Here is a 26250-nt window from a genome sequence, read left to right as displayed (position 1 = left end):
CGCGCGCGCGCCCGGGCGGTCGGCGCGGGCTCACGGGAGCTCGACGTGGCCGAACGCGATGATGGGCTCGCCGGCGTCGTCGAGGCCGCGGTACAGCGCGATCGCGCGGCGCCCGGCCGGCGCCGGCAGGGTCGCGAGCGCGGCGCCGTCGGCGGCGGCGGTGATCGGCGCGGTGCCGGCGGCGGTGCGGACGCCGCGGCCGTCCTCGGCGAAGAGCGTGACGGTGCCGGCGCCGAGGGCGGCGCCGCGGGCGCGGACCGTGACCTGGCCGTCGGCGAGGGTCACCGCGAGCTGGCCGCGGCTCAGCCAGCCCAAGAGCGCGGCCTGATAGCCGGCGACCACCGGGAGGATGGCCTGGGCCTGCTCGAGCTCGCAGTCGTCGTCGAGCCACCACGACAGCGCGCCGCGGTCCTTGCGGTAGCGCGCCAGGCACATGCCGGTGGCGTCGCGCAGCGTGGTGCCGCGCGGCTGGGTCGCGACCACCATGCTCAGGCGGCGCGGCAGCGCCGGCGCCGGCCGACGTAGCGACCGCGCCAGCGTGGCCGCGAGCGCGTCGCTCCTGACCCGGCCGACCTCGACGGTGCGGGGCAGGGTGTGCTCGGAGAAGAACCGGGCGGCGGTCCAGTCGGCGAGGCCAGCGTCGGTGCTGGTCCCGGCGCCGGTGAAGAACGCGCGGAAGTGGGCGCGGGCCGGCACCTCGTTCGCCGCGGGCACGCCCAGGCGGCCCCAGGCGATCGCGGCCAGCCGCTCGAAGCGCGCGCCGACGTCGTCGGTCGAGGCGCTGATCTGGTCGACGTGGGCCGCGAAGTCGGCGCGGGCGTGGCTGGGCGAGCCGAGATCGCCGAGCACGTGCAGGATCGCGCCGGCGGCGACCAGCGCCCCGGCCATGTGCCGGCCGCGCTCGCCGGGCGTGCCAGCGGCGATCGCCTTCTCGTACTGGTCGAGGAACCCGGTCAGGCCCAGCGGGTTGTCGGGGCTGACGGCCCAGTCCGGGGCCGGCACGCCGCGCGCGGGCAGGGTCGGGCGCGCGGTCGACATCGCGCGCAGGCGATCGGTCCACGACCGTCCCGGCGCGCGCCACCCGGCGCCGGTGATCGGATCGAAGAAGTGGTTGGCGGCCCACTGCGGGGTCGCGTCGGCGACGGCCGCGCCGGCGAGCAGCCAGCTGAGCGCGGCCTGCTGGCCGCGCAGGTCCGGCACGAAGCCGTCGGCGGCGCTGTGGTTGGCGAGCGCCGCGAGCAGCTCGGGCGCGTCGGCCGGCGGCACCACCATCGGCTCGAACAGGCCGCCGCGGAACCCGAGATCGCGCAGCCACGCGTCGACCCTGGCGGCCAGCGCCGCCTGCTCGACCAGGCCGACGTGGGTGCTGGACTCCCAGGCGCGCGCGGGCGCGGCGGACACGGCCACGCCGAGGAGCGCGGCGACGACGGCAGCGGCGTACTTCACGGCGTCCCTCCGCGCGCGAGCGGCCAGAGGTCGCGGATGCGCTGGTGGATGAGCTTGGCCAGGTCGGCCACGGTGTCGGACTTGGTGCACTGGCTCTTGCCGCACGTGATCACGACGACCACGCCGCGTTGACCGTCGAGGAACGCGGTCGCGTAGATGTTGTTCTCGATCGCGCGCAGCGACCGCGAGGCGATCTCGTCGCGCTCGTCGACGCCGGGCAGCCCGCCGCGGAGCTCGTCGTAGCGCTCGAGCGCGTCGGCGGGCTCGAGCCGCCACATCCGCACCGCGACGTCCCAGGTCTGATCGCGGCCGAGCGCCTTGTAGTGCTGCGACGAGTAGGTCCGGGTGTCGGGCTCGTCGCCGAGCGGGCCGGTCTCGAACCGGCCGTCGTAGTCGGTGCGCGACTTGATGTCGTTCTCGGTCAGGAGCTGGGCCGCGACCAGGTACGGCCCGGCGCCGGCGACCTGGGCCGCGGCCGCGGTCGGCTGCGCCAGCTCGGCGATGGCCTCGTCGGCCTCCCACCCGGTCACGGCCGCGACGACGCTGCCGCCGCCGACGAAGCGCAGGTGGCGCGCGTGCGAGAAGTCCGGACGCCAGCGCTCGAGCTCGACGAGGTTGTCGCGCTGCGCGAAGTCGCGGCGCGCGCCGAAGTCGACGAACCGGCGATCGCTGCGGTACGCGACGAAGCCGCGCTTGTAGATCACCAGGCGAACGTCCGTCAGCCGGGCGCCAGCTGGCACCGCCGCGACCTCGGGCACGCGGTAGGTGCCGGTCGCGTCCGTCGACACCACCGCCTCGCGAGCGCCGGCGGCGACCGCGAGGCCGTAGCCGCGCTCGAAGCTCCACGACGCGTACACCAGCGCGCCGGTGACCGGCGTCTGGTTGGCGGCGTCGACGACGCGGCCGGTGAACGGGCCGGCCAGGTGTCCGGCGACCACGTCGTCGGGGCGGGCGCGGAACGTGGCGACCCGCGGGCTGGGCGGCGGCGCGCACGCGGCGAGCGCGATCGCCACCGCCGTGCACGCGGACAAGGTCAAGAGGCGATGGACCATCGGCGGGGCCGTCTTAGCAAGAGCCACGGCCCCGTGTAAACCCGGGGGGGGGCCCGCATTCCGCCACCCCGACGGCCCTTGTGCGCGTGAGTTCTTGATACGCTCTGGACCTCGGTGCGTTGCTCGAAGTGTGGTCACGATAATCCGCCCGGGTCCGGCTTCTGTCTCAACTGTGGGACGTCGCTCGTCGGTCCGGCGCCCTATTCTGGTTCGACTCCCGCCGGCCCCCCGGGGTTGCTCGTGAGCTGCCCCGCGTGTCGCACGGAGAACCCGCCGTCGATGCGGTTCTGCCGCAACTGCGGCACGGTGCTCGCCGCGTCGTCGCCCGGGATCCTGCCGACGCCGTACATGGGCGGCGCGCCGCCGCCCGGCATGGGCCCGCCTGGCATGGGCGGACAGATGGGATCTCCGCCCGGCATGGGCGGTCCGCCGCCCGGCATGGGCGGTCCGCCGCCCGGCATGGGTGGTCCGATGGGCCCGCCGCAAGGCATGGGCGGTCCGATGCCGCAAGGCATGGGCGGCCCGATGGGTGGCCCGGCGCCAGGCATGGGCATGGGCGGCCCGATGGGTGGCCCGGCGCCAGGCATGGGCATGGGCGGCCCGATGGGTGGCCCGGCGCCAGGCATGGGCATGGGCGGCCCGATGGGCGGGCCGTCGCCAGGCATGGGCATGGGTGGCCCGATGGGTGGCCCGTCGCCAGGCATGGGCATGGGTGGCCCGATGGGCGGGCCGTCGCAAGGCATGGGCGGGCCGTCGCAAGGCATGGGCGGGGCGCCGCCGCCGATGGCCGCTGGGGCGTCGAGCTGCCCGCGCTGTAACGCGCCGGTGCAGCCTGGGTTCGCGTTCTGTCAGCAGTGCGGGTTCCGGGTCGGCGCGCCCGGCGCCACGCCGCCGCCGGCCGCGTCGGTCGACGCCCAGGGCTCGACGCTGGCCGCGCCGTCGGACGAGGTGGCGCGGCTGCGTGCACACCAGCCGGCGGGGCCGCAGCCGGCGGCGGCGACCTGGGGCCACGCGATCTCGGTCAACCGCGATGGCTCCGACGGCGAGCGCTACCCGCTGGCCGGTGACTTCGTCGTGTTCGGCCGCACCGGCGCCGACATCTCGATCGAGCAGGATCGGTTCCTGGCGCGTCACCACGCGCGGCTCGAGCCGGCCGGCGACGGCGCCAAGGTGACGCCGGTCGACACGCTCAACGGCGTGTTCCGCAAGATCGATCGCCCGACCGAGGTCGCCCACGGCGCGATCATGCTGATCGGCCGCGAGCTGCTGCGGTTCGAGCGGCTCGATCCCGAGGAGCGGACCCCGCCGCCGCTGGTCCGGCACGGCGTCGCGCTGTTCGGCTCGCCGCCGCGCGAGCCCTGGGGCCGGCTGTCGCAGCTCTTGCCGTCGGGCGGCATCCGCGACGTGCGGCACCTGTCCGACGACGAGGTCGTGGTCGGGCGCGAGGAGGGCGAGCTGGTGTTCGGGGACGACGCGTTCCTGTCGCGGCGCCACTGCACGCTCACCTGGGATGGGCAGCGCGCCGTCGTCACCGATCTCAACAGCTCGAACGGGACGTTCGTGCGCCTGACCGCGCCCACGACGCTCCGCTCGGGCGAGCACCTGCGCCTGGGCGATCAGCTGTTCCGCATCGAGCTGCGGCGGTGATCTGCCGGTGGCGCTGACCGGCTCGGGCGCCACCGACCGCGGGCGGATCCGCGAGCGCAACGAGGACTCGTTCGCGATCGGCGATCTCGACGACGATCGCCTGTTCGACGGGGACGGCGTGATCACCGGCGCCGGGCCGCGGGGGCTGTGCGCGATCGTGTGCGACGGCATGGGCGGCGCGGCGGGCGGCGAGGTCGCGTCGGAGCTGGCGACCCGGACCACCTGGCGCGAGCTTTTCGGCGCCCACGCCACCGACGACCCGGAGGTGTTCGCGCGGCTCTTGCGCCGGGCGGTGCGGGTCGCCAACCGGCGGGTCTTCGACGAGGCCGCGCGCGAGCCGAGCCTGCGCGGGATGGGCACGACCCTGTCGGCGGTCGGCGTCGCGGGTGGCCACCTCGTGTGCGCGCAGGTCGGCGACTCCCGGGTCTACCTGGGCCGCGCCGGCGTGCTGACCCAGGTCACGCGCGATCAGACGCTGACGTCGGCGCTGGTCGGGGCCGGGCGCGATCCGCTCGAGGCGGCGCTCGCCGGTGGCTCGACGATCCTGCAGGCGCTCGGCGTCAACCCCGACGTCGAGCCGTCGCTGTCGCTGGTGCCGCTGCGCCGCGGCGATCGGGTGCTCCTGTGCTCCGACGGGCTCTACAACCAGCTCGGCCTCGCCACGCTGACGACGATCGTCGACGGGCGCGGCCCGCCCGACGAGGTGGCGCGGATGCTGTGCGACGCCGCGTGCGCCGCGGGCGGCGCCGACAACATCACGTCGGTGTTGCTCGACATCGACGACGCCGCGCTGACGGCGCCCGAGGACGGCGCGCCGCCGCCGCGGTTCCGCGAGTTCGACCCGCGCGAGGAGGGCGAGCGCGCGCTGACCTCGACCTCGTACGTCGTGCGCCGGCTGGCGGCGCGGGCCGGCATCGGCGACGACCCCGGCCCGCCGGTGGTCCCCGCGACCGGTCGCCATGCGGTGGTCGTGCCCGCCCGACGGCCACGGCCCGCGCCGGTGGCGCCCGCGACGCCCGCGGCGCGCGGCTGGTTGCGGCTGGCGGTGCTGGTCGCGCTGGCGCTCACGGCCGGCGCGCTCGGCTGGTGGCTCGCGGGCTGATCCGCCTTGGTGGCTACAGCGCGAGCGCGAGCCCGACGCCCGCACCGATCGCGATCACCGCCGCGACGATCACCATCCACATCGTGCGCCGCGAGCGCGGCGTCGTCACCGACGCGGTCGGCGGGTAGGGATACGGCGCCGGCCCCATCGGGCCCTGACCCATCGGGCCCTGACCCATCGGGCCCTGACCCATCGGGCCCTGATGCGGCATCTGACCCATCGGGCCCTGACCCATCGGGCCCTGACCCATCGGGCCCTGATGCGGCATCTGACCCATCGGGCCCTGACCCATCGGGCCCTGACCCATCGGGCCCTGACCCATCGGGCCCTGACCGGGCATCGCCCGATGGGACGGCGCGGTCGGCTGACCGTGGAGATCGGACGGTGCCGGCTTGGGCTGCGCGACGGCAGGCAACGGGGCGGGCGGCGCCGCGGGCGCTGCCGGCTCGCCCCAGTGCCCGGTCGCGATGCACTCCTGCGCGGCGGCGGCGAGCGCGCCGACGTCGGGGAAGCGCTGGTTCTTGTCCTTCTCGAGCATCTTGCCGATCAGGCGATCGACCCCCGCCGGGATCGCGCCCTGCACCGTCGACGGCGGCTTTGGCGTCTGCTTGAGCTGCGCGGTGATCAGCGCGGCGGGGCCCTTGGCGTCGGGGAACGGCAGGCGCCCGGTCAGGAGCTCGTAGCCGAGCACGCCCAGCGCGTAGACGTCGGAGCGTCCGTCGAGCTGCTTGCCCATGAGCTGCTCGGGCGACATGTACTCGAGCGTGCCCAGGGTCTGCCCGGTGGCCGTCAGCTGCGGCGCCTGCGGATCGACCGAGTTGTCCCCGCGCATCACCTTGGCGATGCCGAAGTCGAGGATCTTCACGAACTCGGGATCGCCGCCGCGGTTCTCGAGGTAGATGTTCTCGGGCTTGAGATCGCGGTGGACGATGCCCTGGCGGTGGGCCTCACCGAGAGAGCTGCACATCTGCGCGAGGATCTTGAGCACGCGCTTCCACTCGATCGGCGCCTCGCTGTGGAACACCGCGTGGAGGCTCTTGCCCTCGAGCAGCTCCATCGCGATGTAGAGCGTGCCGTCGGGCGTCGAGTCGAAGTCGTAGGTCGTGATCGTGTGCGGGTCCTGCAGGTTGCACAGCACCAGCCCCTCGCGCCGGAACCGCGCGACCAGGTTGTCGTCGCGGGTCATCTCGGGGTGGAGCAGCTTGAGCGCGACCTTGCGGCCGGTCTGGACCTGGGTGCCGCGATAGACCGCGCCGAACCCGCCCTCGCCGAGCTTCGACTCGATCTTGAAGCGGTTGTTGAGCACCTGGCCGACGAACGGATCGCCCTCGGGCTTCTTGCGCAGGCCGAGCGGCCGCGCGGCCGGTGGCGGACGGAGCACCGGCTCGCTGCCGCGCGCGCCGCCTGGGGCCGCCGGCTGCGACCCTGGCCGAGGCATCCCGGGCCGCGCGGGCGGGGCCGCCGCCGGGGCCGACTGCAGCTGATGGCCACAGACGCCGCAGAACCGCGCGCCGGGCGGAAGCGGCGTCTGACACGACGGACAGTTCATCCTGCTCGATTGTCGCGCAACTCGTCGGCGCGCGCACGGAGCCAGCCGTCTTTTCGGCGGGGACCCCGACGGCGGCGCGTCACCGCAGGACCAGCCAGGCGGTCGCGGCCAGCGCCACGACCAGCGCGCCGGCGGCCGCGAGCCACAGGGGCAGGGGCCGTCGCGGCTCGGCCAGCACCGGCGCCGGCAGCGCCGCGACCGCGTCGGCGTCGCCGACGAACAGGCGCACGCGCGGGCCGCCAGGGCCGAACTCGACGGTGATCGGCGCGCCGGCCGTGACCGCCAGCTCGGTCACCCGCTGGCCGTCGACGAAGGTGCCGTTGGAGCTGCCGAGATCGACCAGCACCCAGGCCCGCTCCGCCGGCCGCAGCTCGGCGTGGCGCGACGACGCGTCGATGTCGCGGTGGGCGTCGAACGAGACCTCGCAGTCGGGGTGGCGGCCGAACCGCGCGCGCACCGCGGCGGCGAGCTCCTGGCGCTGGCCACGCCGGGAACCCGACAGGTGGTCGACGATCACCAGCGCGGCGCGCCCTCGCTCATGGCTACCGTTTCACCACAATCTGGCGGCGCGGTCTACGGCGTCACGGCGGCGCGGAGCGTGGCGGCGAGGCCCGGGTCGTCGGCGCCGAGCTCGAACCAGCGCGCCCACGCGGCGACCGCGCCCGCGCGATCGCCGCGACCGTCGGCGATCGTGCCGGCCAGCAGCACCGCCTCGGGCAGGTTGGGCGCCAGGGCCCGGGCCCGGGCCACGGCCTCGGCCGCGCGCGCGCGCGCGCCGCTGCGCCAGGCCTTGCGCGCGATCCGCAGCTCGCGACGACCGGCGCGCACCGCCTCGGCCTGGCCGTCGCTCGCGTCGACGCTGGCCGGCAGGTCCGCGGGCGGGATCGGCCGATCGCCCTCGCCGCGGAGCTCGTGGCGCAGGTCGAAGCCGCGCATCCGGGCGCCGGCGCCGACGCCGTCGGCGACCCACATCGCCATCGACGCGGGATCGATCACGACCACGTGGGCGGCGGCGACGTCGTCGATCGCGCCGCGGTGGCCCGGCGCCAGGCCCTCGTCGGCGAGCGAGCGACGATCGCGCAGCAGGTCGGCGACCGCGGCCGGGTCGGCCAGCGCTACCTGCGCCAGCTTGTCGGCGCGCTCGACCCGCGTCACCGACGCCGACGTGCGGCGCTGGCGATCGTTCTCGGGGTCGTCGGCGAACGCGGTCGAACCGAGCACGTCGCCGACCGCGCGCACCACGGGATCGCGGCGGACGCCGAACCGGGTCGGGCTGCGATCGACCACGGCCCAGTGGCCGTGGGCGCCGTCGACCAGCACGAACGCGGCGGCGCCGAGCGTCGGCGTCGCCTCGATCTTCTTGATGGCCGCGTCGAGGTCGGCGCACTCCTCGAGGACGTCGCGGGCCAGGAGCGTGATCGGCAGCGCGCCGCGGGCCGAGCGCACGTCGCGGGTCCGGGTCGGGTGCACCATCACGACCAGGCCGGCGGCGTTGACGCCGGTGACGACGCCGGTCAGCCCGGGCCAGCCGACCCCGGCCCAGGCCTGGCGCCCGGTCGGGTGGGCGAACGTGACCACCGGCGTCGCCGCGGCCTCGCCGCCGTCGCCGACCCCGGGCAGCGCGAAGCTGCGGCCGACCCACAGCCGCTCGACCGCGTTGGGCTGGGGCGCGACGACGGTCAGCGACCGCGTCAGGTTGCGGGTCTGGACCTCCGCGGTCCACGGCGCGGGCAGGCCGACGTCGAGCACCGCCGCGTCGCGCAGCGCCTCGGTGTAGCTCAGGCGGACGCCCGACTGCGACGCGCCGCGGGTGAGCCCCGCCAGCGCCCGGCGGTGCGGCTCGGTGACGCCGTCGTCGACGAAGCGCAGCCGCCAGTCCTTGCGCATGCCGGAGGTGAGCCCGCCGAACCAGCCGCCCGAGCCCGCCAGCGCGTCGATCGACGGCGCCAGCGCCGCCGCCATCGCGGGCAACCGCGCGGCCAGCAGCCGGCCCTGGGCCGCGCCGATCGCGAACGGCTCGCCGTGCGCCCGGAGCACCGTCAGGTTGCCGCGGAAGGCGAGGCTGGCGTCGGCCCAGCGCAGCCGGACGCCGGCGCCCGCCGCTTGCTCCAGCTCGATCGGCGCGGTCGTCGGCTCGCCGCTGGGGACGTCGTACGCGACCGATCGCCGGTAGATGAACCACGCCACCACGAACGCCGTCACGACCAGTCCGCCGAGGAGGCCGGTGGCGCGCAGGGCGCGCTGGGGTGAGGCTCGGCGGCTGCCGATCACCAGGTCGGGCATGGCGCGCGCACCTTAGCCGAAAGCCCGCGGCCCGGCGCCGCAATCGGTCGCGCACCGGCTCGGCGATGACGGGCCGCCCCGAAATTCAGTTCACGACCACGAGATCGTGGCCGTCGCGGCCGCAGAAGCGCGCGGTGAGATCGTAGCGGTGGCGGCACACCGGGCACACCTTGGCGAGCACGCCGGTCGGCGGCGGCTCGGGGCGCCGGGTCGCGTGGTACGCGCTGGGCGGCACCAGCTCGGCGCCGTCGTGCGGACAGCGGCGGATGCCCGGCTCGAACGCGCGCCCGCAGCGCGTGCACATGCCCCCGGCGGGGCGGCCGGTCAGCATCTCCTCGGCGGGGACCAGCCGACGCGCGTCGCGCTGGCAGTACAGCATGCCCGGGTACTCGGTCCGGCAGGTCGGGCACACCATGCCCGAGGTCACGACCTCGAGGCCGGCGCCGGTGATCCGCCGCGCCGAGCGCACGACCGCGATCACCGGCGACCGCGGCGGCGGCAGCGGCAGCGGCAGCGGCGGCGCGTCATCGAACGACGGCGGCGGCGTCCGCCGGCGCAACACCCAGGCGACCGCGAGCGCGACCACGACCAGCGCAACGCCGATCAGGACCGACGCGAGGTCGATCGATCCCTGGGCGACGGCGGGTAGTGGCACCGCGAGATCCTCGACCGACGACGGTAGCAACCTCGCCCGCGGCAGGTCAATCGCCCGGTGCGCCAGCCGAGCGCGTGACCGCGCCCACGCGCCGGCGACCAGGTCGATCGCCCCGTGCGCCAGCCGAGAGCGTGACCGCGCCCACGCGACGGCGACCACGTCGATCGCCCCGTGCGCCAGCCGTGCGCGTGACCGCGCCCACGCGCCGGCGACCAGGTCGATCGCCCCGTGCGCCAGCCGTGCGCGTGACCGCGCCCACGCGCCGGCGACCAGGTCGATCGCCCCGTGCGCCAGCCGTGCGCGTGACCGCGCCCACGCGCCGGCGACCAGGTCGATCGCCCCGTGCGCCAGCCGTGCGCGTGACCGCGCCCACGCGACGGCGACCAGGTCGATCGCCCCGTGCGCCAGCCGAGCGCGTGACCGCGCCCACGCGACGGCGACCAGGTCGATCGCCCCGTGCGCCAGCCGTGCGCGTGACCGCGCCCACGCGACGGCGACCAGGTCGATCGCCCCGTGCGCCAGCCGAGAGCGTGACCGCGCCCACGCGACGGCGACCACGTCGCCGGGCTACACTGCGGAGATGCGTCGCTTATTGCCTCTCGTCGCGCTCGCCCTGGCCGCCGCACCCGCCCACGCCGACCTGCTCAGCCTCCGGCTCGAGGCCCACGGCGGCGGCGGTGGCGGCGTCGGCGTCGCCGGCGACCAGAAGGACAACGCCTTCCAGACCGGCGCCCGCGGTGGTGTCTACGGCGGGCTCGTCGGCGTCGAGGTGCTGTTCATCGACGTCTGGGTCCAGCACCACCAGTTCAACAACGGCGGGCTCACGGGCACCTGGACCCAGTTCATGACCGGCATGGACGTCGACGTCGATCTGGGCGTGCCGGCCGCCAAGCCGGGCAAGGCCCACGGTCGCCCGGCCGGCTACTTCGAGGCGGGCCTCGGGCTCGGCTTCGGCGTCGGCACCGGCCAGCAGGTCGTGCTGCCGCTCGACAACGGCGAGGTCACCGACAAGGGCTTCGTGGTCGAGGCCAAGATCGGCGCCGGCTGGAACCTGGGCCCGCTGTTCTCGCTCGGCTTCGTCGTGCCGGTGTCGGGCGGGTACTTCTTCAAGAGCGGGCCGGGCGTGGTCGCCAACGATCAGGGCACGCACTACCAGGCGATCGAGGCCGCGCTGCTGGTGAACTTCCGCGCCAAGCTCAAGCTCAAGTAGCGCGCGCGGTGCTCGCGCTGGTGTTCGAGGGCTGCGCCAACCGCGCCGCGTTCGCGGCCGGGGTCGCGGCCGAGCTGGCGGCGGCGGGCGTCGCGCCGGGGCTGGTGGCGGGCGCGTCGTCGGGCGCGATCATCGCCGCCGGCGTCGCCGCCGGGCGCAGCCGCGAGCTGCCGGCGCTGTGGACCGCGGTCGCGGGGCGCTCGATCGTGGCGTGGCGCCAGCTCGCGCGCAACCGCTCGCCGTTCGCGATGAGCGCGATCGTCGGCGACGCGCTGGCGGCGGCGCTCGGCGATGGCGATCTGCGCGCGGCGCCGGGCGAGGCGCTGTGCACGGTCACGCGCCTGCGCGACGGCCAGGTCCGGGTGCTGTCGAGCCGGCGCGAGCCCGACTTCGTCCGCGCGGTGCTGGGCTCGTGCTTCATCCCGGTGCTCTACGGCCGGATCGTGCGCATCGACGGCGCGGTCGTGGTCGACGGCGGCGCCCGCGACAACCTGCCGATGGCGGCGGTGGCGGCCGGGGCGCGACGACGATCGTCGCGATCGTGCCGGCCGCCGACGGCACCGCGCGCCTGCGGCTGTTCGGCCCGCGGATCCGGCCGGCGACCTTGGCCCCGCCGGGGGTGCGGGTCATCACCGTGCACCCACCGGCGCCGCTGGCGGTGCGCCCGTGGACGCTCGAGCCGGCGGCGATGGCCGCGGCGGTCGCGGCGGGCCGGGCCGCAGCCCGGGCGGCGGTGCCGGCGATCGAGCGCGCCGCCGGCTACTCGCCGTCGTCGTAGATCGTGATGATGGCGTAGCCGCGGGCGCTGCGCCGCGGGCTGTAGACCAGCGCCAGGCCGCCGCGTCCGCCGGCGCAGCGGATGCCGATCACGCCGCCGCCCTCGAGCTGCGCGTTGATCCGGACCCGCAGCGGCTCGTAGGCCTCGTGGCCCGGCGGCAGCGGCTCGAACGGCTGGCCCATGCGCTGGTTGTAGCCCCAGCGCGGCGGCCCGGCGGTGCAGCCGCCGGTGCCGACGGTACGCTGCGCCAGCAGCTTGTAGAACCGACCGACGTTGCGGCGCTCGCGCTCGGGCGGGTAGGGCGTGCCGTCCTCGGCGGCGAGCGCGGCCTTCTCGGCGTCGGTCAGATCGGTCAGGCGCCCGAGCAGGTCGTAGCGGCGCAGCAGGATCTCGAACGCGCCGACCTCGACGAAGTCGAACTGCTCGATCCAGTGATCGACGCCGGCCAGGGTCGCGTGCTCGAAGTCCCAGACCACCCGCTCGGCCAAGGGCGCCGGCAGCGGCGCCCGCGGCCACGGCGCGCCGGTGGGGTTGCTGCGCGCACCGGCGCCGCACCCGGCCACCGCCAGCGCGGCCGCGATCAGCGCGGCCCTCACGCGGCCTCCGCCCAGGTCGGGCCGTAGTCGTCGACCGCGGTGCCGCAGTCGATGCCGAGCGCCGTGAAGCCGGGCACCAGCACCTCGCGCACGCACGCGGAGAACACCTGCCGCTCCTCGGCCGGGGTCATCAGGCCGTGGCCGCGGACCGCCTCGGTGATCGTGGCCGGGCGCTCGCGCTCGACCACGTTGGCGTTGCCGCGCAGGGCCACCGGCACCATCAGCGCCGCGGCCGCGCGCGCGTCGGCGCCGCCGCGATCGAGCGCGTAGCGCAGGTACGACCAGCCCAGCCGCGCGTGCATGACCTCGTCGGAGTAGATCGAGGTCAGCACCGCCTCGGCGGTCGGGTCGGTGGTCTGGTCGCGCGTCGCCGACAGCACGGTCGTGGCGTAGGTCTCGGACACGCACGACACCAGCATCGCGTTGGTCAGCGCCTGGTGCAGCTTGGGCCGCTTGGGGTCGTCAGGCAGGCTCGACATCCCCGGCGGCGGCAGGATGTGCGTGCCGGCGTAGATCTCGACCATGCGCAGGCACAGCTCGGCGTGGCGGACCTCGTCGATGCCGGCGCGCATGCACAGGGACAGCACGTCGGCGGGCGCCGCGGCCGCGACCAGATCGATCGCCAGCACCGCGAACGTCGACACCGCCAGGTACTCGGCGGCGGCGCGCCGGGTCCAGGTCTCGGCCAGGCGCGCGCGCTCCTCGGGCGCGAGCGCGGCTGCGGTCGTCGCGGCCCACGGGATCGGCGTCAGGCGCCGGCGCATCAAGCGGTGGTGCTCGGGCTCGAGCGGCGTGCCCGACAGCCACCACGCGCTGACGGGTTCGAACACGTCGTCGGCGACCTCGGCGATCGCGTCGTCAGTCTGCATCGGTCGAGACTCTACGACAGGATGAAGCCGCGGCCGATGTTCTTGCGCCGCCGCGTGCGCGGGCGCTGCTGGGTCGAGGGCGCCGGCCCGGTGCCCCGGACCTTGACGGTGCCGATCAAGGTGCCGACGCCCGAGCCACCCGAGCCACGGCCCGAGCCCGAGCCGACCCCGATGCCCGAGCCCGAGCCCGAGCCCGAGCCCGTCCCCGATCCCGATCCCGTTCCCGATCCGGCCGCCGGCGGTCTGGGCTTCGCCGGCGGCTTGGGCTGCGGCTTCGCGACCCGCGTCCCGGCCCGCGCCGCCGCGTCGCCCACCGCCGCGGTCGGGGCCATCGTCGCGCCGCGGGTAGTGCCGACGTCGGCGAACGCCGCCTCGGGCGCGATCAGCGCCGGCGCGCCGAGCATCGCGCCCGCCGCCACGACGGTCCGCCAGATGCGCGCGTTGACCGCGCTGCCGAACGACTTTCGCACCGGATCGGACATCGAGCCTCCAGGCTCACGGTTGTGCCACGGCGCGGCCAGGGCCAGCCAGTCCCGAGTGCGCCCGGGCCCCGATCGAGACCCCACGCGGCACCGGCGACCGCGACCGCGGCGGTCGTCACGGCCGAAGCGCCGCGTCCGGGGCGTGGCGCCGTCGGTGAGGTCGACCGAGGCGCGCCCGGTCCCGGGCGTGGGCCAGCACCCCGCAGGCGTCCTCGGTCCTGCTCGACGGGCGCTGACGGTCACCGCCGGAACGGATCGGCGAAGCGCGGATCGGTCACGAGCGCGTCGTCGGTCAGCGTGAACAGGAACGCGATCAGCGCCGCGCGCTCGGCCGAGGTCAGGCCGAGCCGGCGTGGCGCGCCGGTGCCGGGCACGCGCAGGCGCGGATCGAGGTTCGGGTGCGGCTGCACGCCGGTGTCGTAGTGCGCGACCACCTCCTCGAGCGACGTGAACCGGCCGTCGTGCATGTACGGCGCGGTCAGCGCGACGTTGCGCAGCGACGGCGACTTGAACGCGCCCAGGTCGCGCGCGACGCCGGTGACCGCGCCCTTGCCGGTGTCGCCGACGTCGGTGGTGGCGTCGAGACCGTTGTTGGTGGCGATGTCGATGAAGAACACCGCCTGGTTGGCGCGCGGGCCGGGGCCGGGCGGGCTGGCGAGGTGGCAGGTGGCGCACCCGGCCCGGCCCAGGAACAGGTCCTTGCCGAGGTTCTCCTCGGCGGTGTACCCGGCGAACGGCCGGGCCACGTCGCCGGCGGCGGCCAGCTCGACGTCGTAGCGCGCCCGGTACGACACCAGCGCCCGCGCGAACTGGGCCAGCGCCCGGGCGATCCGCGGGCTGGTGACCTCGCCGTCGCCGAACGCGCGCACGAACAGCGGCGGGTAATACGGCGCCGCCGCGACCCGGGCCACCAGCTCGTCGAGCGTCAGGCCCATCTCGACCGGGTTCTGGATCGGCATCAGCACCTGCTCCTCGAGCGTCGCGGCCCGCTCGTCCCAGAAGAACCGGCCGTTGCCGTAGAAGCGCGCGTCGGAGACGCTCATCGCGTTGCGGCTGGTGTGGCCGCCGTCGAAGCCGCGGCTCAACGCCTCGGGATCGGCGAACCCCGCCGCCTGCAGGTGGCAGCTCGCGCACGCGATCGTGCCGTTGGCCGACAGCGCGCGATCGTAGAACAGCACCCGGCCGAGCGTGGCGCCGTCGTCGGTGATCGGGTTGTCGGCCGGGGTGTTGTCGATCATCCGGACCAGCGGGCTCGCGAAGTGCGCGGGCAGGGGGTCGCGGTACGACGCGGTCACCGCCGGCAGATCGAGCACCGCGGCGACGGGATCGGGGCCGGCGGCGTCGGGCTCGGCCGGCTCGCCGTCGACGCACGCACCACCGAGGACCAGGACACAGAGCGCGAGAGGAGGGGTTCGCATGGTGCGGACGCCATCGCAAGCCCGGGGCCATGTGGCGCGGATCGCAGCGCGCGCGCAAGCCGTCGATCGCGCGTCGCCGGGATGGCGGTGTCGGCACATGGGTCTGCGGAATCCGCAGCCGCTCGTGCGATCGCTGCAGGCGCCGCGGGCGCGGTCCGATCATGAGACGCCACGCCCGCGGCGGAATTCACCGCGCTCGTCAGCCGGGCCGGCGAACCGCCGGCGGCGCACGGAGGTCCGGATCCGTGCGAGCGTGCGGATCCGAGGAGGCTCGGGAGGCTCGTCATGAACTCGCATGTCGCGAACTGGTGTGTCCTCGGCGCGACGGCGGTGTTCGAGTGACCGCGCCCTGGCGCGGCGTCCACGTGGCGGTCGTGGGCTTCGTGAGCGACGATCAGCCCGGGTTCGTCGCGTGCGAGCTCGTCGACGCCGACGGCCGGCGCTGGGCGTTCGTCGAGAAGGTGCCGATCGTCACGGCGCGCGCGCTCGACGCCGGCTCGGCGTACCCGCAGCCCGGCACGATCGCCGGTGAGGTCGTGGCCCGCGGCCACGATCCGACCGGGCGCGAGGTCGTCTGGTTCGACACCGCGCGTCCCTGGGGCATCGCGTCGGTCGACGGGCAGACCCGGTTCCAGGTCCTCGCCAGCGCGCTGGTCGAGGACTGACCCGGCCGGCACCCGCCCCGGCGTGCGAGATCCGGCGCGCGCCGGGCTCGATCGAGCGCGGACCCGACGTGATCCGGCGTGACCGCGGACCTTCGAGTTCCCCTGCACCTGCCAGGGCCTCGACAGGCCCTCTGAACCTCAGCCTCGGGCTTCGCCCTTCTTCAGCTCAGGACGAAGCCGCGGCCCATGTCGCCCTCTTCGCTGACGCCGCGGATGCGGTCGGCGCACGGGTCGGCGCACGGGTCGGTGCTGTCGTCGCCGCACGGGTTCGCCTGGTCGGCGCACGGGTCGGGCGTGGTCTCGTCGGGCGCCGGCTGCGCGGTCTTGGTGGTGGTGTCGGTGGCCGGGGCGGCCTTGCCGCCACACGCGGCGGTGCCGAGCATGGCGCCGGCGAACACGACGGTCTTCCAGATGGTCTTGGTGGCTTCGCGGCGCAGGTTCATCGCGACAATCTACCGCAGCCGAGGGTCCGGGTTCAACCGGCCAGCAGCCCGCGCATCCGCCGGCCCGGGTTCAACCGGCCATCATCCCGCGCATCCGCCGGACCAGCTCGGCGATGATCGCGGTCGAGATCGCTGGACGCTCGACCAGCAGGTCCTTGAACTCGCGCCCAGGGACGATCAGCAGCCGGGTCCGCTCGAGCGCGCGGACCGTGGCCGAGCGCGGCGCGGCGTCGAACACCGCCATCTCGCCGATGCAGGCGCCCGGGCCCAGCTCTGACAGCGTCCGCTCGGGCCGGTCGCCGCCGCCGGTGAACACCCGGACCTTGCCCTTCACCAGCAGGTAGACCGCGTCGCCGGCCTCGCCCTCCTTGCACACGTCGCCGCCGGGCTGCAGGTTGTGCTCGACCACGACCGCGGCGATGTCGTCGAGATCGTCCGGCGCCAGCTCGGCGAACATCGGCACCTGGCGCAGGAGCATCAGGCGCTCGATCTCGGTCAGGGTCTCGACCCGGGCGTTGGCGTCGAGCGTCGCGTAGACGCCGGCGTTGCCGACGCCGCGCACGGTCTGGGCCAGGGCCCCGGCGTCGGCGGCCGGGTACTCGCCGGAGCTGGTGCCGGCGACCGCCCGGACCGCGGCCTGGCGGACCTTGGGCTCGCGATCGGCCAGGGCCTTCTGCAAGAGCTCGCGGGTCAGGCGCGCGCGCGAACCCAGCGCCCGGACCGCGGCCTGGCGCACCATCGCGTCGGTGTCGTCCATCGCCGCGATCAGCGCGGTCCGGGCGTCGTCGTCGTCGAACCGCGACAGCACGATGACCACCGCCGCGCGCAGGTAGCGCGACGCGTCGTCGAGCACCGCCAGCAGCGGCGCCCGCGTCAGCGGCTCGGGCGCGCCCAGCCACAGCGCCTCGAGCGCGGCGTGCAGCGGCAGCACCTGCGCGTCGGGCGCGGCGCCGCGCAGCCCGAACACCACGGTCGGCGCGGTCGCCGGCTTGGCCTCGATCGCGGCCCGCGCGGCGCCGAGCTCGTCGCGCTGCGCCAGCGCCGCCAGGAGGCCCAGGGCCCGCACCGCCCGGGCGCTGCCGCGCCAGCGCGCGGTGTGCGCGACGAACCGCAACGTCGCCGACTCGTGGCCGATGGTGTCCTCGGCGTGGGCCGCGCGCGCGGCGGCGGCCAGGCGCTCGATCGCGCGGATCTCGTCGGCGACCAGCGCGCTGATCGGCCCGTCGGGGCCCAGCACCCGGGCGCGCGCGGCCGCGGCGTCGGCGCCGCTCACGCCGTGATCGCCGGCCAGCGCCGCCAGCGCCGCCTCGCTGGGCGCGACGCCCGCGCTCGCCGCCTCGATCACCAGCCGCTCGAGCGCCTTCTGGTACTGCTGGCTCTTGAGCCGCAGCTCGACCGAGCCCTGGTAGGCCGGATCGAACAGCTGCCGCTCCTCGGCCGACAGCTCGGCCAGGATCTTGGCGTGGTCCTTGTCGCTGACCCCGAGCTGGGCCCGGAGGCTGTCGAGGATCACCAGCTCGCTCCTGGTCACGAGCCCGTCGGCGACCAGCTCGCGCACGGTCTCCTTGTAGGCCCGCAGCCGCGCCTCGCGCTGCTTGGTGCGCTCGTTGTGCAGCAGGTAGATGTCCTTGAGGTCGTCCGACGGCGGCGCGTCGCCCCACTCCCACTTGCGCAGGATCTTCTGCGCGAACCGCTCCTGGACGTGCTCGGACTCGCGGCGCCGCGCGCGCCGGAAGAAGATCGCGGCGGTCGCGAACACCACGACCACGCCCCAGCCGTGGACGACCCAGCTCGGCAGGCGCGCCAGGCTGGGCTGGCCGGCGAAGAAGTAGAACGCGTTGATCGCGGCGAAGCCCGCGACCGCCAGCAGCCGGTGGCGGATCACTCGCCGCGACTCGGCGCGGGCCTCGTCGGACGCGTCGGCCGGCAGCGCGCGCGCGGCCAGCCGGCACCACAGCCGCTCGACGGTCGCGAACAGCCCGAACGACAGCGCGCCGCCGGCGACGAGCGTCAGCGGCGCCGCCGCCACCCGCGGGATGCCGTGGGCGAAGTAGAAGCCGGGATCGAGCCAGCGCGACGCCTGGTCGTCCTCGTACGCCCAGACCCCGGTGAAGTAGTAGTCCCAGGTCTCGGCGACCAGGTAGTAGTAGACGTAGAACGCCGAGACGATGCCGGGCCACGCGAAGTACGCCAGCCGGCGGCCGCGGACCTCGGTCTCGGGCATCTCCTTCCAGTAGCCCTGCTCGAGATCGATGTCGGGGCAGTGCTTCTTGCACGCGACGCACGGCGCGCACTGCGAGGTCGGCTCGACCGCCCCGGCCGCGCGCGGCGCCGGCTCGGTGTAGAGCTTCTCGACCAGGCCGACCGGGCAGATCAGGTTGCACCAGGTCTTGCCGGCGAACACGAGGCTGACCACCGCGGCCGCGACCACGACCACGATCAGGAACCCGGCCAACCACGCGGTGCTGCCGTTGGTCGCGACCAGGCGCAGCGACATGCCGACCAGCATCAGGCCGAGCTGGAGGTGCAGGTAGTGGCGCGTCAGCCAGCCCTCGACCTTGCGGGTGCCGGGGCGGCCGAGCAGCCGGCCGAGCTGGCCGACCACCGCGAGCGGGCAGATGCGCCGCCAGACGTGATAGCCGCCGACCACCCAGAACAGCGGCAGCGCGGCGATCGCGACGGTCCACAGGATGCGCCGGCCGTGGCTGACGCCGAGGATCGTCGGGATCGTCGCCGCCAGCGCGAGCACCATGATCAGGCGCGCGGCGATCAGCACCCGCGGCGCGGCGCCGTTGTCGGTGAACGCCGCCCATCCGCCGGCGCTGGCCGTGCCGCCCCGGGGCGGCTTCGCGGGCGCGCCGCCGACGACGGGGAGCTTCTTGCCCTGGCTCATGCGCGCTCGCTCACTCGGGCAGCGGGCGCGCGATGCGCGGGGCGCTCGGGTCGGCCAGCGGGCACGCGAGCTTCGACTCCTTGCCCAGCTCGGCCGCGAGGAACGCCTTGATCTTGCACTCCTGGTCGGCCATGAACTCGAGCGTGTAGGCCTCCCAGCGGTGGCTCGGCACGATCTGGAAGTTGAGCGTGGCGATCGGGTGGTTGGCGGCGGCCGGGGTGCCGGCCTTGGGATCGGCGGTCGCCGCGTCGGCGTAGTCGCGCACGCCGAAGTTGCGGATGTGGCACTGTGCGCAGGTCATGCCGTTCTCCTCGCCGTGATCGCGGCGGCCGTCGTCGACGGGCAGGAGCGCCACCGACGGGCCGAGCTTGTGATCGCGGTAGAGGTTGACGGCGTCGAGCTTGGCGGGCGCGGGCTTCTTGCCGGTGAGATCGGGCAGATCGACGAAGCCCAGGGCCTTGCGACACAGCGCCTCGTAGCCGGGCTTGTGGCCCTTGTCGTCCGGGTCGAACGTCGGCGCGCACTTGCCGATCCAGGCCGACTGATCCGCCGACGGGACGACGTGGGTCCAGAAGCCGGGGATGCCGATGTTGACGTAGCTCTGGGTCGCGCCGTCGGCGGCGATCATCGGCTTCTGCACGCTCCAGGCCCAGCCGTCGCCCGACTGGTAGCTGCCGTCGGGGTTACGGGCGGTGCCGCCGCCGAGCCGGGCCTCGGTCGCGAGCGCGATGAAGCCCGACCTCGCCCACGGCGCGGCGCCCTGGTAGCCGAGCATGCCGCGCACGAACGCCAGCACCGCCTGGCCGTGGGCCTTGGGGTCCTTCTTCCACTTCGGGTTGACCGCGCCGTCGGCGGTCAGCAGGTGCTTCCAGAGCAGCTCGGCGCTGACCTTGTTGTTCTCGGCCTTGGCCTCGGGCGGCAACGTCGGCAGATCCTCGACCGGCCGCACGCGGAACATCGCGAACACCGGCTCGGGCGCCTTGACCGCCTGGTAGACCAGCCGCAGCTCGTGGAACTTCTTGTCGAGCCGCGGGCGGATCACGACGAGCTTCCAGTCGCGGGGATCGCCGAACGTGGCGGCGTCGAAGCCGGGCGCGTCGGGATCGAGCCGCGGGTTGCTGTGGGTGACCGCGAGGTTCTTCAGGAACTGCTTGAACAGGAGCGCCTTGTCGGGCGGCGGCAGCTTGGCCGCGGCCTCGGGCGCGAGCGGCGCGCGCATCGACGTGGCGGTCCACGCCAGGAGCTCGTCGAACGGGAACGCCTTGGCGGTGGCCTCGACCCGCGCCGGCTCGCGGATCGTCAGGAGCGTCTCGGCGACGTCGCCGGCCCAGGGCGCGGTCGGCACCGGCTGCTTCTTGGGCGTGACCGCGATGTCCCACGACACCGACAGCGGCGGCTGGCCGGCGCCAGGGCCGGTCAGCTCGGTGATCGCCAGCGTGAAGTTGGCCTTGGGCAGATCCATCTTGGTCGGCCGCCACACCACGGTGAGCGTGATCGGATCGAACGTCGCCGACGCCGGCATCGACATGACCTCGACCTTGACGTCGTCGAGATCCTGATCGATGGCGGCGACCGAGAACGCGATGGTCTGGTTGACGCCGACCGACTTCCACCCGGGCGCGAACACCTCCGGCGCGCGGTTGAGGCGCGGCGGCGGGGCCGGCGGCGTCACGTCGACCACCGCCGACCCGCTGCCGCTGCCCGGGTCGGCGCCGCTGCCCGGGGTCGGGCCGGGCGTGGTCGGGGAGGTCTTGCCGCTGCAGGCGGCCAGGGCGACGAGCAGGGCGGCGAGCGGGCGAGCGCGATCGGAGCGGAGGGCCATGTGCCCGCCAGCTTACAGGATCCCGCCGATGGCTGTGTCCGGCGTCGCACCCTTGGGGTAGGGTCCGCGGCCGTGACCGAGCCCGACGTCGTCGCCCTGGCCATCAACACCATCCGCACGCTGTCGATCGACGCGATCCAGCGCGCCAACAGCGGCCATCCGGGGCTGCCGATGGGCGCCGCGCCCATGGCCTACACCGTGTGGCAGCGCCACCTGGTCGTCGACCCGGCGGCGCCGCACTGGCCCGATCGCGATCGGTTCGTGCTGTCGGCCGGCCACGGCTCGATGCTCCTGTACTCGCTCCTGCACCTCGCCGGCTTCGAGCTGCCGATGGCCGAGCTGCAGGCGTTCCGGCAGTGGGGCTCGCGCACGCCCGGCCACCCCGAGTTCGGCCACACCGCCGGGGTCGAGGCGACGACCGGGCCGCTGGGGCAGGGCCACGCCAACGCGGTCGGCATGGCGATCGCCGAGCGCTTCTCGGCGCAGCTGTGGAACCGCCCCGGCCACACGATCGTCGATCACCACACGTTCGCGCTGATCTCCGACGGCGACGTCGTCGAGGGCGTGGCCATGGAGGCGGCCAGCCTGGCCGGCCACCTCGGCCTCGGCAAGCTGATCTGCCTGTGGGACGACAACCGGATCACGCTCGACGGGCCCGCGTCGCTGACGATGAGCGAGGACGTCGGCGCGCGCTACGCGGCGCTGGGCTGGCAGGTGCTGCGGGTCGACGACGGCGATCACGACGTCGAGGCGATCGATCGCGCGGTCGCCGAGGCCAAGGCCGACACGGCGCGGCCGACGCTGATCTGCGTGCGCACGACGATCGGCTTCGGCTCGCCCAAGAAGGCCGGCTCGTCGTGGGCCCACGGCTCGCCGCTGGGCACCGACGAGGTCGCCGCCAGCAAGCGCGCGCTCGGCTGGGACCCCGAGGCGCAGTTCCTGGTGCCCGACGCGGTGCGCGCGCACTTCGCGGCGATCGCGGCCCGCGGCGCCGCGGCCCGCGCCGACTGGGAGGGCCGGTTCGCGGCGTGGCGCGCGGCGTTCCCCGAGCTGGCCGCGCAGTACGACACCGCGCAGCGCGGCGAGCTGCCGGCCGGCTGGGCCGACGGCCTGCCGACCTGGAAGCTCGGCGACGCGGTCGCGACCCGGATCGCGTCGGGCAAGTGCATGGTCCACCTCGCGGCCCAGGTGCCGTGGCTGTTCGGCGGCGACGCCGACCTCGGCGGCTCGACCAAGACGATCGTCCCCGGCGGCGACTGGTCGGCGGCCGGCGGCGGCCGCAACCTGCGCTACGGCATCCGCGAGCACGCGATGGGCGCGATCGTCAACGGCTTCGCCTACCACGGCGGCGTGCGCGGCTTCGCGGCGACGTTCTTCGTGTTCAGCGACTACATGCGGCCGGCGGTGCGGCTGGCCGCGCTCAGCCACCTGCCGGCGACGTACGTGTGGACCCACGACTCGATCGGCGTCGGCGAGGACGGCCCGACCCACCAGCCGGTCGAGCACCTGATGGCGCTGCGCGCGATCCCGAACCTGTGGGTCATGCGGCCGTGCGACGCCAACGAGACCGCGCGCGCGTGGCAGGCCGCGATGGAGCGCACCGACGGGCCGGTCGGTCTGGTGCTGTCGCGCCAGGACCTGACCGTGGTCGCGCCGGTCGACGCGCCGGTCGCGCGCGGCGGCTACGTGCTGCGCGAGGCCGACGGCGCGCCGCAGGTCATCGTCATCGCGACCGGCTCGGAGATGGGCATCGCGCTCGCCGCCCAGGCGACCTTGGCCGCCGACGGCGTGCCGACCCGCGTGGTGTCGCTGCCGTGCTGGGAGCTGTTCGTGGCCCAGGACCCGGCCTACCGCGACGCGGTGCTGCCGCCGTCGGTGCGGGCCCGGGTCGCGGTCGAGGCCGGCGTGTCGTTCGGCTGGGGCGATCTGATCGGCAGCGCCGGCCGCGTCGTCGGGCTCGATCGCTTCGGCGCCTCGGCGCCGGGCGAGGTCCTGATGGACAAGCTCGGCTTCACCGCCGAGGCCGTCGTCGCCGCCGCCCGCGCGTCGCTCGCCGCCGCCGGCTGAGCGCGGCTGGACACCGCTGGTGAGTGCGGCCGAGGTCGACGGTGTTCGCGCCGTCGATTCGCCGCGTGGCTGCGGCGGCGAGCATCCCGAGACGTGCCGTGATCTGACCTGACGTGGCGTGACGTGACGTCGTCGATCAGTTCATCGTGACGACCGTCTGCGCGACGGTGGTCTCCTTGCCCTTGATCTTGCCGACGAGCTTGACCGTGTACTTCTTGCCCTTGGTCAGGCCCTCGTCCTCGTCGATCGTGATGTCGCCCTCGAGCACCGGGTCCTTGGGGTCGATGCCGGTCAGCGTGCGGTCGGCCGAGTACTTGTCGCCGTCGTAGAACTCGAGCTTGAGCGACGTCGCGCCGGTCCTGGACAGGAACGCGGTGTAGTTGAACGTCCACTCCTGGACGTCGTTGCCGTTCTGGTGACCCTGCAAGGTCGTCACCACCTTGCTCTTGTAGGCGGCGATCGTCGCCTTGTCGTCGCCGCTGGGTTCGAGCGGCGCGGTCGACAGGAGGACCTTGCCCTTGAAGGCGGCGATGACCTTCTTGGAGACGTCGGCGTGAGCCGGCGCGACCAAGGCGACCACCAGCAGCGCGGGGGCGAACCGGACGAGCATGGGGAGCCTGGGCGACATAGGGGGACCTCTCGGCGGAGTCTACTCCCTCCGACACCCGGGCGCGAAAGCCGTTGCAGCGATGCTCAGGTCTTGTCGGCGGCCGGGTCGGCGGGAGCGGCGGCCGTCTCGGGGGTCGCCGGCGCTTGGACGACGGCCGGGACCGCGGCATTCATCTCGGGGCGCGGGGCCGCGGTCGGGGCGCGGGCCGCGGTCGGGACGGGGGCCGCGATCGCCGTCGGGGCGGGGGCCACGGGGACCGCGCGGCGGACGCCGATCGTCGCCAGGCGCGCCGGCGTTGGCGCCGCCAGGACCGCCGCCGCCGGGACCGCCGCCGGGACCGCCGCCGGGACCACGCGGGCCGCCGGGACCGCGCGGGCCACCGGGACCACGGCGATCACCGGGCCGGTCGCGGCGCGGACCGCCCGGGCCACGGGGACCCTTGCGGTCGCCACGGGGATCGCGCGGGGCGGCGGTGAGCACCCAGCCCATGCCGGCCCGCGGGATCTCGCCCGGACGGGCACGGTCGTCGCCGGTGTCCTTCTTCTCGCCGCTCGCCAGCGCCTTGAGCGCGCCGAGCCCGCGGGGCTTGGGCGGGCCACGCTCGCCGCCGCCCATGCCGCCGCGATCGCCGCCGCGGCCGCCACCACCTCCGCCACCACCGCGGCCGCCGCGGTCGCCGCCGCGGCCACCGCGATCGCCGCCGCGGTCGTTGCTGCGCCGGGCGCCGCCGCCCGAGGCGACGCGATCGAGCGCGTAGTGGAACTCGCCGACCGAGGTCGCGCCGAGCGGCGCCTTCTCGCCCTGGAACACCCGGACCAGGCGGACCTTGTCGAGGTCAGCGCCGACCACGTCGAGCGCTTCGAGCAGGCGCTGGGCCCGGTCGGCCGGGATCGCGATCGCAGCTGCGATGGCCTCGGCCATGCCTTCGGCCTCGACGCCCTCGGCGGTCTTGGCGGTGCGCGCGGCGGCGCCGCGCTGGAGCATCACGATCGAGAACTCGGTCAGGGTCTTCATGGCTAGCCTCGCAGGGCGGCGCTCTTACCACGGAAGCCCGCGCGGATCCCAGCGCGGACTTGCGCGAACCGCCAGTCGCCGGCTCCGGTTCCGGTTCCGGCTCGGGGCTCCGACTCCGGCTCCGGCACCAACTTCCGGTTCCGGATCCGGCTCCGGCTCCGGCTCCGGCTCCGGTTCCGGCTCCGGTTCCGGCTCCGGCTCCGGTTCCGGCTCCGGTTCCGCTTGCCGGAGCGGGAGCGGGAGCGGGAGCGGGAGCGGGAGCGGGAGCGGGAGCGGGAGCGGGAGCGGGATCGGAGTCGGGATCGGAGTCGGGATCGGAGTCGGGATCGGGATCCGGGCTCCGAAAACGCAAACAGGCGCCGCTACCGGCGCCTGCTCACGCTCCACCACCCACGCTCCGTCTCAAGCGCCCACGCAGGCGCCACGCTCCGGGCCGTTTCGGGTGGGGGCCCCGGCGAATGCCGGGGGAGGGTTTTTTCGAAAAACCCTCTCTCGATCTCAGTTCACGCCAGCCGAGCCCGAGGCCGAGGCCGAGACCGACACCGAGACGCTGATCGACGCCTCGATGTGACCGATCGCGGCGACCGCGCCGGAGATCTGGCCGCTGATGCACAGCGCCTGGTCCTTGAACGACTGCGCCAGCTCGCCGCCAGCGGCGCCGAGGTCGCGGGCGCTCTTGGCCCACGTGGTGAACGCGGCCTGCAGCGGGCGCAGGCGAGCCTGCACCGACAGCATCTTGGGAAGGCCGTTGCGGATCGCGGCGAGGGTCATCTCGGCCTTCGAGGTGTCGAGCACCGCGTTGGCGTCGGCGGTGACCGTCAGCTCGGCCTCGGTGCACTGCACGTCGACCGAGGCCTTGACCTCCGCCTCGGCCTTGCACTGCGCCGACGCGTTGACGTCGGCCGTGCCGTTGCAATCGCCGTGGCAGGTGCCCTGGCACTGACCGGCGCAGTCGCCGCCCGAGCCGCCGGTGCCGGCGCTGCCCGCGCAGGTGCCGTCGCAGGTGCCGTTGCAGGTGCCGCTGCAGGTGACGCCGATGTCGGCCTCGGCCTTGGCCTCGCACTGCGCGGCGGCGCGGGCCGCGACGTCGGCGCTGACCGTGCAGACCGCCGGCTTGTACTGGATGTCGAGCTTGGCGTCGGCCTTGAAGCTGGCCGACATGCCCGCCTTGAGGTTCTCGATGACCTTGTTGCAGACCGCGTCGGTCGAGCCCTTGAGGTCGCTGTCGGCCATCTTGAGCTCCTTGCCCATGATGACGCAGCTCTCGTTGACGACCGACTCGACGCGGCCGGCGGCGGCCTCGAGCGCGACGGTGGCCTCGAGGAAGCCGTGGAGCTTGCGGCCGGCGTCGGACACGGCGTAGTTGCCGCACGAGTTCGGATCGACCTTGCTCTTGCCGCCGGGGGCGCCCGGGATGTTCTTGCAGCCGGTGGCGGCGAGGGCGGCCGCGGCGAGGAGAGTCACAATCGTAGAGGAAACGCGCATTCAAGGCTCCTTTGAGATCTTCGCTGGGCGGACGTAGTCCGACCATCCACAACGCGCGGGGGCGCCGTCGCTTACGGTGCGAACCCCGCTGCGCGGCAGATAACACGATCCCCAGGGCGGCGAAAGCCACGGGCCTCCGGCAATTACCCCGGGCCTCACCAACC

General features: G+C 74.9%; 22 protein-coding genes. 7 read left to right on the top strand and 15 right to left on the bottom strand.

Annotation, left to right across the window (positions count from 1 at the left end; translation table 11 throughout):
* Window positions 1-30: 30 nt before the first annotated feature.
* Window positions 31-1446 carry a hypothetical protein gene (locus IPL61_00195; GenBank protein MBK9029759.1) on the bottom strand — a complete coding sequence of 472 codons (1416 nt, stop codon included), beginning with the start codon at window positions 1444-1446 and terminating at the stop codon, window positions 31-33.
* Window positions 1443-2498 (bottom strand): hypothetical protein, encoded by a 1056-nt coding sequence (locus tag IPL61_00190; GenBank protein MBK9029758.1) that lies wholly within the window; start codon window positions 2496-2498, stop codon window positions 1443-1445. The genes IPL61_00195 and IPL61_00190 overlap by 4 nt, the downstream gene beginning before the upstream one ends.
* Window positions 2499-2612: 114 nt before the next feature.
* On the opposite strand from IPL61_00190, the gene IPL61_00185 reads away from it, so the two are divergent.
* Together IPL61_00185 and IPL61_00180 are read left to right on the top strand one after the other, a co-directional pair.
* A complete protein-coding gene (locus IPL61_00185; protein ID MBK9029757.1) occupies window positions 2613-4145 on the top strand; it encodes an FHA domain-containing protein in 1533 nt (510 codons plus the stop codon).
* A gap of 7 nt (window positions 4146-4152) precedes the next feature.
* Window positions 4153-5247, top strand: a complete 1095-nt coding sequence (locus tag IPL61_00180) for a serine/threonine-protein phosphatase (GenBank protein MBK9029756.1) — start codon at window positions 4153-4155, stop codon at window positions 5245-5247.
* Between the two features lie 13 nt (window positions 5248-5260).
* On the opposite strand, the gene IPL61_00175 is transcribed toward IPL61_00180, so the two are convergent.
* From IPL61_00175 to IPL61_00160, 4 genes are all read right to left on the bottom strand, one after another.
* Window positions 5261-6796 carry a protein kinase gene (locus tag IPL61_00175; protein ID MBK9029755.1) on the bottom strand — a complete coding sequence of 512 codons (1536 nt, stop codon included), beginning with the start codon at window positions 6794-6796 and terminating at the stop codon, window positions 5261-5263.
* Between the two features lie 79 nt (window positions 6797-6875).
* Complete coding sequence (locus tag IPL61_00170) at window positions 6876-7298, bottom strand: FHA domain-containing protein (protein ID MBK9029754.1); 423 nt, start codon at window positions 7296-7298, stop codon at window positions 6876-6878.
* A gap of 71 nt (window positions 7299-7369) precedes the next feature.
* Window positions 7370-9079, bottom strand: coding sequence for a hypothetical protein (locus IPL61_00165; GenBank protein ID MBK9029753.1), 1710 nt, complete (start codon window positions 9077-9079; stop codon window positions 7370-7372).
* Window positions 9080-9164: 85 nt separating this feature from the next.
* Complete coding sequence (locus tag IPL61_00160) at window positions 9165-9734, bottom strand: zinc ribbon domain-containing protein (GenBank protein MBK9029752.1); 570 nt, start codon at window positions 9732-9734, stop codon at window positions 9165-9167.
* Window positions 9735-10314: 580 nt separating this feature from the next.
* Here IPL61_00160 and IPL61_00155 point away from each other — a divergent pair.
* A complete protein-coding gene (locus tag IPL61_00155) occupies window positions 10315-10944 on the top strand; it encodes a hypothetical protein (GenBank protein MBK9029751.1) in 630 nt (209 codons plus the stop codon).
* 8 nt (window positions 10945-10952) lie between these two features.
* Window positions 10953-11729 (top strand): patatin-like phospholipase family protein, encoded by a 777-nt coding sequence (locus tag IPL61_00150; protein MBK9029750.1) that lies wholly within the window; start codon window positions 10953-10955, stop codon window positions 11727-11729.
* On the opposite strand, the gene IPL61_00145 is transcribed toward IPL61_00150, so the two are convergent.
* The 4 genes from IPL61_00145 to IPL61_00130 form a co-directional block, all read right to left on the bottom strand.
* The gene (locus IPL61_00145) at window positions 11704-12318 is read right to left on the bottom strand and encodes a hypothetical protein (GenBank protein MBK9029749.1); all 615 of its coding nucleotides are present in this window, start codon (window positions 12316-12318) and stop codon (window positions 11704-11706) included. The genes IPL61_00150 and IPL61_00145 overlap by 26 nt on opposite strands.
* Window positions 12315-13187 carry a ferritin-like domain-containing protein gene (locus IPL61_00140; GenBank protein ID MBK9029748.1) on the bottom strand — a complete coding sequence of 291 codons (873 nt, stop codon included), beginning with the start codon at window positions 13185-13187 and terminating at the stop codon, window positions 12315-12317. The genes IPL61_00145 and IPL61_00140 overlap by 4 nt, the downstream gene beginning before the upstream one ends.
* A gap of 11 nt (window positions 13188-13198) precedes the next feature.
* Window positions 13199-13657 (bottom strand): hypothetical protein, encoded by a 459-nt coding sequence (locus IPL61_00135; protein MBK9029747.1) that lies wholly within the window; start codon window positions 13655-13657, stop codon window positions 13199-13201.
* A gap of 251 nt (window positions 13658-13908) precedes the next feature.
* Complete coding sequence (locus tag IPL61_00130) at window positions 13909-15087, bottom strand: c-type cytochrome (protein MBK9029746.1); 1179 nt, start codon at window positions 15085-15087, stop codon at window positions 13909-13911.
* Between the two features lie 338 nt (window positions 15088-15425).
* Here IPL61_00130 and IPL61_00125 point away from each other — a divergent pair, with 338 nt between their 5' ends.
* Window positions 15426-15752 (top strand): hypothetical protein, encoded by a 327-nt coding sequence (locus IPL61_00125; protein ID MBK9029745.1) that lies wholly within the window; start codon window positions 15426-15428, stop codon window positions 15750-15752.
* A gap of 161 nt (window positions 15753-15913) precedes the next feature.
* Here the strand turns inward: IPL61_00125 and IPL61_00120 are convergent, their stop codons facing one another.
* The 3 genes from IPL61_00120 to IPL61_00110 form a co-directional block, all read right to left on the bottom strand.
* Entirely contained in the window at window positions 15914-16195 is a 282-nt protein-coding gene (locus IPL61_00120; protein ID MBK9029744.1) for a hypothetical protein, read from the bottom strand.
* A 70-nt stretch (window positions 16196-16265) separates the two neighbouring features.
* Entirely contained in the window at window positions 16266-19088 is a 2823-nt protein-coding gene (locus IPL61_00115) for a cyclic nucleotide-binding domain-containing protein (protein MBK9029743.1), read from the bottom strand.
* Between the two features lie 10 nt (window positions 19089-19098).
* A complete protein-coding gene (locus tag IPL61_00110) occupies window positions 19099-20910 on the bottom strand; it encodes a hypothetical protein (GenBank protein ID MBK9029742.1) in 1812 nt (603 codons plus the stop codon).
* A 72-nt stretch (window positions 20911-20982) separates the two neighbouring features.
* Here IPL61_00110 and tkt point away from each other — a divergent pair, with 72 nt between their 5' ends.
* Entirely contained in the window at window positions 20983-22977 is a 1995-nt protein-coding gene (gene tkt / locus IPL61_00105; protein ID MBK9029741.1) for a transketolase, read from the top strand.
* Between the two features lie 136 nt (window positions 22978-23113).
* Here tkt and IPL61_00100 read toward each other — a convergent pair whose 3' ends face one another.
* The gene (locus IPL61_00100; GenBank protein ID MBK9029740.1) at window positions 23114-23587 is read right to left on the bottom strand and encodes a hypothetical protein; all 474 of its coding nucleotides are present in this window, start codon (window positions 23585-23587) and stop codon (window positions 23114-23116) included.
* 90 nt (window positions 23588-23677) lie between these two features.
* Between IPL61_00100 and IPL61_00095 the strand changes: the two genes are divergently transcribed.
* Entirely contained in the window at window positions 23678-24607 is a 930-nt protein-coding gene (locus IPL61_00095) for a hypothetical protein (protein ID MBK9029739.1), read from the top strand.
* A 492-nt stretch (window positions 24608-25099) separates the two neighbouring features.
* Here the strand turns inward: IPL61_00095 and IPL61_00090 are convergent, their stop codons facing one another.
* Complete coding sequence (locus IPL61_00090) at window positions 25100-26065, bottom strand: hypothetical protein (protein MBK9029738.1); 966 nt, start codon at window positions 26063-26065, stop codon at window positions 25100-25102.
* Between the last annotated feature and the right edge of the window lie 185 nt (window positions 26066-26250).

It is taken from the genome of Myxococcales bacterium (assembly GCA_016717005.1).
In the GTDB taxonomy this organism is placed as follows: domain Bacteria; phylum Myxococcota_A; class Polyangia; order Haliangiales; family Haliangiaceae; genus UBA2376.
This window is presented reverse-complemented; position numbering and strand designations above follow the sequence as displayed.

Excerpts from the sequence above, each read along its gene's own strand:
- IPL61_00190 (MBK9029758.1), bottom strand. The coding sequence starts at position 2,498 with ATGGTCCATCGCCTCTTGACCTTGTCCGCGTGCACGGCGGTGGCGATC.
- IPL61_00175 (MBK9029755.1), bottom strand. The coding sequence starts at position 6,796 with ATGAACTGTCCGTCGTGTCAGACGCCGCTTCCGCCCGGCGCGCGGTTC.
- IPL61_00165 (MBK9029753.1), bottom strand. The coding sequence starts at position 9,079 with ATGCCCGACCTGGTGATCGGCAGCCGCCGAGCCTCACCCCAGCGCGCC.
- IPL61_00155 (MBK9029751.1), top strand. The coding sequence starts at position 10,315 with ATGCGTCGCTTATTGCCTCTCGTCGCGCTCGCCCTGGCCGCCGCACCC.
- IPL61_00140 (MBK9029748.1), bottom strand. The coding sequence starts at position 13,187 with ATGCAGACTGACGACGCGATCGCCGAGGTCGCCGACGACGTGTTCGAA.
- IPL61_00130 (MBK9029746.1), bottom strand. The coding sequence starts at position 15,087 with ATGCGAACCCCTCCTCTCGCGCTCTGTGTCCTGGTCCTCGGTGGTGCG.
- IPL61_00120 (MBK9029744.1), bottom strand. The coding sequence starts at position 16,195 with ATGAACCTGCGCCGCGAAGCCACCAAGACCATCTGGAAGACCGTCGTG.
- IPL61_00115 (MBK9029743.1), bottom strand. The coding sequence starts at position 19,088 with ATGAGCCAGGGCAAGAAGCTCCCCGTCGTCGGCGGCGCGCCCGCGAAG.
- IPL61_00110 (MBK9029742.1), bottom strand. The coding sequence starts at position 20,910 with ATGGCCCTCCGCTCCGATCGCGCTCGCCCGCTCGCCGCCCTGCTCGTC.
- IPL61_00100 (MBK9029740.1), bottom strand. The coding sequence starts at position 23,587 with ATGCTCGTCCGGTTCGCCCCCGCGCTGCTGGTGGTCGCCTTGGTCGCG.